This window comes from Echinicola sediminis (assembly GCF_054777495.1).
The window spans coordinates 1-7,257 of the sequence record NZ_BAAHAP010000157.1 but is presented as its reverse complement, the minus strand read 5'-3'; the positions used below and the strand labels follow the sequence as shown (position 1 = coordinate 7,257).

Below are 7,257 nucleotides of genomic sequence, written 5' to 3'. Positions count from 1 at the left end.
GTGAGAGATGGTTTGCTAATTTAGAGCTACTGGTGTCTTTGCGGATATACATATTCCTTTTTAAACCTTCATTTTGGCCTTAAATAATTAAAAAAAGCCTTACAATCGATTTTTTTCAGTCTCAAACCTTACGGCTTTTACCAACCAAATACCCCGTTCAACTTGCATTAGCCCCACTCATAGAATAAAGTAAGTGTAGGGTAAACCTTTATCTAATTTTGGGGTCTAATTAATGAAAGTCACAACGCAAACTGCACTAACCAACTGAACATCAGAACAATGAAACACTTATCCTTATTTATTTTTTTTATCTTTTTATTTCAGAACAACCTTTGGGCGCAAGAGATGCTTCATGGCAAGGTAGTGGACAAAGATTCTGAGGAGACCCTTCCCGGTGCCTATGTTTTCATCAAAAACAGCCAAGGTGAGACGCTCCATAATTCCTTTACTGATGAGAAGGGACTGTTCAGCATAGGTAAACCAAAAACCTCCACCTTCTTACTGGAAGTAAGCTTTATAGGCTACCAAACGGTAAACAAAGAATTCAAAAACTTTTCGGGAAAGGACCTAGGGACGATCCTTATTTCAACAGATGCCACCCAATTGGATGAAGTGGAAGTCGTGGGGCAGGTAATGACCGGAGAGGTAAAAGGCGATACGGTATCTTTTAACGCCAATGCCTACAAAACACGCTCTCAGGCAAGTGCAGGAGAACTTATCCGTAAAATGCCCGGCGTACGAATGCAGGGTGGAACCATCGAAGTGCAGGGAGAAACCGTGGGCAGGGTTTTGGTGGACGGAGAGCCTTTTTTCGGAGATGATCCGGCCATGGCCATGCAAAACCTACCTGTAGCGGTAATTGACCGAATCGAGTTTCTGGACCAAAAAAGTGACCAGGCAAGGTTAACGGGATTCGACGATGGAGAGACCATCAAAACGATCAATATCATTACCAAAAAGGATAAAAGAGGAGGAAAATTCGGCCAACTTTTTGGCGGTTACGGGACAGACGACAATTACATTGCCGGAGGTGCAGTCCATTTCTTTGATGGCCCCCAGCGGCTTTCCCTTCTGGGTTTGAGTAACAATATCAACCAACAAAACTTCTCAGCAGACGATCTTACAGGAGCCTTTGGCTCAGGCAACAACCGGGGCTGGGGACGAAGGGACAGTGATGACCTGACCGTGGGAGAAAGACCCGGAATCACCAAAACCAACGCTTTGGGAACAAATTTCACGGATAAATTTGACGGTGGGAAAGCCAAAATCACAGGGAATTATTTCTTCAATGACAGTAGAAATACACTTAGAAGAACTTCTACCAGGGAGTATATTTTACCGAGTGACAGCTTACAGTTTTATGATGAGCAAAGAAATGATCAAAACAATAGTCAGACCCATCGTATGAACATGAAATTGGAGTATGACATTACTGAAAAGCATGCGATCATCTGGCGTCCAAGGCTGTCTTACCAAAAAGGGAACTCATTCCAGGAACTGGTAGCCCGAAACCTTTACGACCAAACCACACCGATCAGTGAAACCGTCAATTCCACCCAATCAAACAATGAGGCTTTAAGACTGGACAGTGACTTCACCTACAGGTTCAAATTCAATAAACCGGGAAGAACCATCTCCACCAGCATTGAGACGGGCTATAGGGACAATAAAAGTGAGGCACTATTACTTTCTGCCAACCGGAATTTCCAAACGGAAAATCTCGACAGCCTGATTCAGCGGACCAACAATACTTCCACTACGTTCGATTATGAAGCCGAGATAGAATATACCGAGCCAATCGGTGAAAACTCGCAACTGCGGTTGGAATACGAAATAGGAAACGATAAAGGGGACCATATCCAGTATGTAGCCCAAAGAGAGATGGAATCAGCTGTTTTTGAGCGGGACAGCACTTTGAGCAATGAATTTGAAAATGGGTACAGGAGACAGGAAATGAGCTTAGGATACCAATATGCCGGAGAAACCCTAAGGATTTATTCCTCGCTTAACTATGAAATTGCCAAACTCAACAGCGACCGCTTTTTCCCGGGCTTTGAAAACACCCAAAGGACGTTCAAGAATTTTGTTCCCAGGCTCTATGTCACTTATGAGCCAGACAAGTCCACCAATATCCGCTTCGGTTACCGGAGCCGGACAGACGCACCTTCGGTCAGACAATTACAAGATGTCATCAATAATAGCAATCCGCTGCAGATTTCCATGGGAAATCCAGAATTGGAACAGGAGTATGAGCATCGGATTTTTACCAGGGTCAGGAAAATTGACCTGGAAAGTTCCAAATCATTCTTTATGTGGCTTTCAGCAGGAGTGCGCAAAAACTTTCTTGGCAAAAGCACTTATATCGCCACTAAGGACACCCTGATCCAGGATGAGGTCTTGCTCAGACAAGGTGGCCAGCTTACGATGCCTGTCAACTTGAACAATGCCTGGAATGCCAATACCAGTATTTCCTTCGGCTTCCCCTTGGGCTTTATGAAGAGTAACCTTAACCTGGACACAAGATTCAATTACTCCAACCAGCCAGGAATGATCAACAATGAACTGAACACCAATCATAACTATGGAATGGGGCAAGGGGTTGGAATAGCGAGTAATGTAGGTGAAAAGCTTGACTTCAACCTCAGCTCTTCAGCTAACTATAACGTGGTAAGAAGCACTTTACAAAAAGACCGCAACACCAATTATTATTCCCAAAGCACCCGTCTGGACCTTTACTGGAATTTTTGGAGAGGTTTCTTCTTGAGCACCAATGTAAACAATCAGTTTTATGTGGGCTTGGGCGAAGAGTTTGACCAATCAGTTTGGTTAATGAATGCCGACTTTGGTTATCGCTTCCCTCCTACACAAAACCTGGAGTTGAAAATGACGGTCTTCGACCTTCTTAATCAAAACACCAGCATTAATCGAAACATTACCGATGTGTATATTGAAAATGAAAGAACGCAAGTACTCAGGCAGTTCTTCATGTTGACCCTGACCTACAACCTAAGGGCTTTCGGAGGGGACAGTCCTCAATACGATTGATTTAAACCACAATGGTTTTAGGAAATGCTTAAAAATAAAAGCAAAATGCAGTCTTAGGGCTGCATTCTGTGGTTCTAGACTTAATTGTACCTTGGTTCAAGCATTGTTAATTTTCCTTGTGCCAATATCAATTTGAAAATAAACCCGGATTCTAAGACTTGGAAAAAGTAACGTACAATAGCTAACGTATGAACCCGAGTTCGATTTAAAAGCAGTGAAATAGGATCGCTGCGTCATTGCGAACCCTTTTGTGCTTGGGTGAGTGTGGGAGGAAAGGGTGTGGCAATCTTCTTATTATGAGATTCCCACGGCTTCCTTCTCGCAATCCTACGCCAAGCCTCGGAATGACGTCTTTGAAACTTGAACTAAGATTATGACATAAGTTAGATGGGATTATTCGTAGGAAATCGCAGTAGCCTGTCCCTGCTTCTGTCCATAAGGGCTGAAAATGCAAAATATTAATGAAACATCGTTGCATTTAGCAACATTGTTTCATTATATTTGTCCCCAATAATGGAAAACTTAAGACTTCATTTACTTCTACTGATTTTATTGACCTTGGTCACCAACCTCCAGGCTCAGGAAAATTGCTCCTTTGTAGTGAGAGGCAAAGTGATCGATCAGGAAAGCAACCAACCTGTGGAAGGCGTATATATCTGGGTCAAAGAGCTCGATAAGGGCGCAGTGACCAACAATAATGGAATTTTTAAAATCGAAAATATTTGTGAGGGCCATTTTACTTTAACTGCAGAATTCCTTGGATACACTCCTAAAGTATCGCCTTTGAATGTTCATCAAAATGTCAATCTTACCATCAGACTGGAGGCCAAAGAGTATTTGATTGACGGAGTAGAGATTATAGGACATAAGGATGCGGTCAATACCTTGAATAACATCTCCAGTATCGGAAAAGATTTACTGGATGAAAACAGGGGCAAAAATTTGGGTGAAACGCTGAAAAACCTACCGGGTGTAAGCACCTATACCACCGGTGCCAATATCGCCAAACCTGTGATCCATGGTATGCACAGTAACCGTATCATGATTTTGAACAACGAAGTCCGTCAAGAAGGACAACAATGGGGCAGTGAACATGCTCCGGAGATAGACCCCTTTATGGCTGAGGACATTTCTGTGGTCAAGGGAGCCGAGACTGTCCGCTTTGGCCCAGAGGCTATGGGTGGCGTCATCTTGGTTACTCCTCCCAAACTCCCTGTTTCCAATGAAAGCAAGGGAGCGGTCAACCTTGTCGGTTCCAGCAACGGTGGCGCAGGAGCTGCTTCATTGAGCTTGGAAGGAGGTTTAAAAAAACTACAGGGTTTCGGATACAGAATTCAAGCATCAAGCAGGGCTAGTGGGAATATCAAATCCCCTGATTATTACCAGGACAATACGGGGCTTAGGGAACTCAACCTTTCCGGGGCTGCGGGCTATAATTCAAAAAATCTCGGGCTGGAGCTTTTTTACAGCCGGTTCAGCACCAAAATCGGTATCCTTAGCGATTCCCATACTGGCAATTCCAGTGACCTGAATGAACTCATTGAAAGCGGAAGGCCTTTCTCTGACCCCGGCTTTTCTTATTCGATAGAAAACCCCAGACAGGAAGTGGTCCATCAACTCCTCAAAACCAAGGGACACTACCACCTCAATAATGACGGAGTGATCAACCTCAGTTATGCTTTTCAGCAAAACAACAGGCAGGAGTTTGACAAACGAAGGGGCAGTCTAAATGACCGGGCAGCTTTGGACTTGGAGCTTTTCACCAATACCCTGGATGTATCCTACGAGCATCCCAAACAAAAAAAATGGAACGGGTCTGTTGGGCTTAATCTCCTTCAGCAGGCCAACAACAATATCCCCGGGACGGGCGTTACTCCGTTGATCCCCAACTATGACCTGATCAACCTGGGAGCCTACGCCATTGAAAAATACATTGACGGTCATTTCGAACTGGAAGGAGGAGCTCGGTTTGACTATCGCTATGTGGATGCAGCCAGGTACAATCAGGAAGGTGAACTGGAGGAAAGGGATTTTACCTTTCAGAACTTCACGGCCTTTTTGGGCGGGGCTTACAGTTTCAGCGATTCCTGGATGATCTCCACTAACCTCGGCTCAGCCTGGAGGCCACCAAACATCAATGAGCAGTTTAGCCAAGGTCTTCATCATGGAGCTGCCGCGGTAGAAATCGGAAATCCCGATTTTGAAAGTGAGCAAGCCCTCAAATGGGTGAATACCTTTAGCTATAGTAATGATCTGTTATCCGCCGAGCTAACGGCTTACTATCATAAAATCAATAATTACATTTTCCTTAACCCCACGGATGAACAATATGTCTCTCTTCGGGGAACCTTCAATGTTTACGAGTATTTGCAAGCTGATGCCGATTTTTGGGGCCTTGATCTAAGCTCCGATTACCAAATCCTGCCTGTACTGAACTGGTATGTAAAAGGAAGTATGATCAGGGCAAAAAATTTGACGTACGACCAATATCTTCCTTTTATCCCTGCAGACCGCATTGATACCGGTATTACCTTTACCCATGGGACATTGGGCAAAATTACGCTGAGCAACCTCTCCGTTTTCCGCCAACGTAGAGAACCTGATTTTGATCTGGCACCTGCCCCTAAAGGGTACAACCTTTGGAACCTTAGTTTAAGCAGTGTTCTTTATAAAAAGGAAAGTTCCAGCCTAAAAGCCAACCTTTCCGTAAACAATATGCTCAATACCTCCTACAAGGACTATATGAACCGGTACAGGTACTTCAGCCATGAAATGGGCAGAAACATTTCATTAAGGCTTCATTACGAATTTTAATTATAAACTAAACCATCAGATATGAGAACCATGCAACACAAAGTTTCTTTGGCCTTGCTTTTAAGTGTAACCCTTTCCTTTTTATCCTGTAGTAAGGACGATCCTGTTCCTGAATTGGATCAGGAAGTGATTACTGAAGTGACCTTGTCCTTCACCGAGGTGGACGACAACGGGAATACCCTTGGTGCTTCTCTGGAATTTGAAGCCAGAGCGGAAGAAGGCATCGCACTTGGCGGCAATTTGGACATTGACGTAATTACCGGTCTGGAAAGCGGTAAAAGGTACCTTATGGAAGTCTCAGCCTATAATGGCATTGCCGAGGAGGACATTACCGAGGAAATCGAAGAAGAGGCAGATGAGCACCAGTTCTATTATTTGGGCAGTGCCTTTGTCGGCAACAGTTCCTTTATGACCTACACCTACGATGATGAGGACGAAAACGGAAATCCTATTGGCCTGAAAGGTTTGGTTACTGTGGATGAAAGCCTTAGTTCTAATACAGGACAAATCCGTGTAATTTTAAGACACGATTTGGACAAGGATTACGAAGGTGCTGACCAGCCCCATTGGGAAAACTTCGTCCAAGCAGGCGGAGAATCCGATTTGGACATCACTTTTAATGTGACCTTCTAAATATATTGAATATCAAAAAGGCCGGCTAATCCACCGGCCTTTTTTAGTATTAAATGAATTTCTGCTCCTACTCTGTGCTCCCTCCATATTCCCCGACATTTCCCGCCGCTAAAATCACATTGTAATCAGGGCCTTCTTCGGCCAAATGGACCTTGATGTGATAATATTCGGCATTCAATTGTTCCAGGCTAAAATCCCTGATGATGGTCACGCTTTTCAGTGGCCGTATATCCACAGGGTTTAGATGCTCCGCCATCAAGGCATGCTCCCCTTGCTGAAAAGGTCCAAAATGAAGGTGGGCAGGAAAATAATATTCATTTTTGGAATGCTCCCCCTCCAGCGTGATGCTTACCTCCACCCCACTCCCATCAGAAAACTCCCTAAAAACAGCTTTTCCCTTATAACCATAGGCGGTACTCACAGTATTCAAGTCATACTCCAAAACTTCTTCGGTATAGATAGATTCCTTTAGGTCATTGCAGCTGACACACATCATGATGACCAGAAAAAAACCTGCAATACTTTTAAAATTCTGCATTTCAGTTATCATTATAAAATCCAACTTTAATCCAACTAAATATACATCAGGAATCTGATACTTGAGGAGAATAAGACCACTTTTTGTTTTTAAGGGACAAAGGACTTGCCCTTCTCTACTAACAGGCATAACATCTCCAACCATTTATCATGCAGCCAACTAACGCTATAAGTCCATTTTTTATCTTTGGTCTTAATTTCCATTAACTATTGAAAGGAATTAATAAC

At 43.6% G+C, this 7,257-nt stretch carries 4 protein-coding genes; 3 read left to right on the top strand and 1 reads right to left on the bottom strand.

Going from position 1 to position 7,257, the window contains the following annotated elements; all coding sequences use genetic code 11:
- Positions 1–279: 279 nt before the first annotated feature.
- The 3 genes from ACYVAA_RS21715 to ACYVAA_RS21705 all read left to right on the top strand — a co-directional run bounded on the left by ACYVAA_RS21715 (position 280) and on the right by ACYVAA_RS21705 (position 6,492).
- The gene (locus ACYVAA_RS21715) at positions 280–3,045 is read left to right on the top strand and encodes a TonB-dependent receptor domain-containing protein (RefSeq protein ID WP_460545919.1); all 2,766 of its coding nucleotides are present in this window, start codon (positions 280–282) and stop codon (positions 3,043–3,045) included.
- A 513-nt stretch (positions 3,046–3,558) separates the two neighbouring features.
- Positions 3,559–5,859 (top strand): TonB-dependent receptor, encoded by a 2,301-nt coding sequence (locus ACYVAA_RS21710; RefSeq protein WP_460545916.1) that lies wholly within the window; start codon positions 3,559–3,561, stop codon positions 5,857–5,859.
- A 21-nt stretch (positions 5,860–5,880) separates the two neighbouring features.
- Positions 5,881–6,492 carry a hypothetical protein gene (locus ACYVAA_RS21705; protein ID WP_460545913.1) on the top strand — a complete coding sequence of 204 codons (612 nt, stop codon included), beginning with the start codon at positions 5,881–5,883 and terminating at the stop codon, positions 6,490–6,492.
- Positions 6,493–6,559: 67 nt separating this feature from the next.
- Here the strand turns inward: ACYVAA_RS21705 and ACYVAA_RS21700 are convergent, their stop codons facing one another.
- Positions 6,560–7,030, bottom strand: a complete 471-nt coding sequence (locus tag ACYVAA_RS21700; RefSeq protein WP_460545910.1) for a hypothetical protein — start codon at positions 7,028–7,030, stop codon at positions 6,560–6,562.
- Between the last annotated feature and the right edge of the window lie 227 nt (positions 7,031–7,257).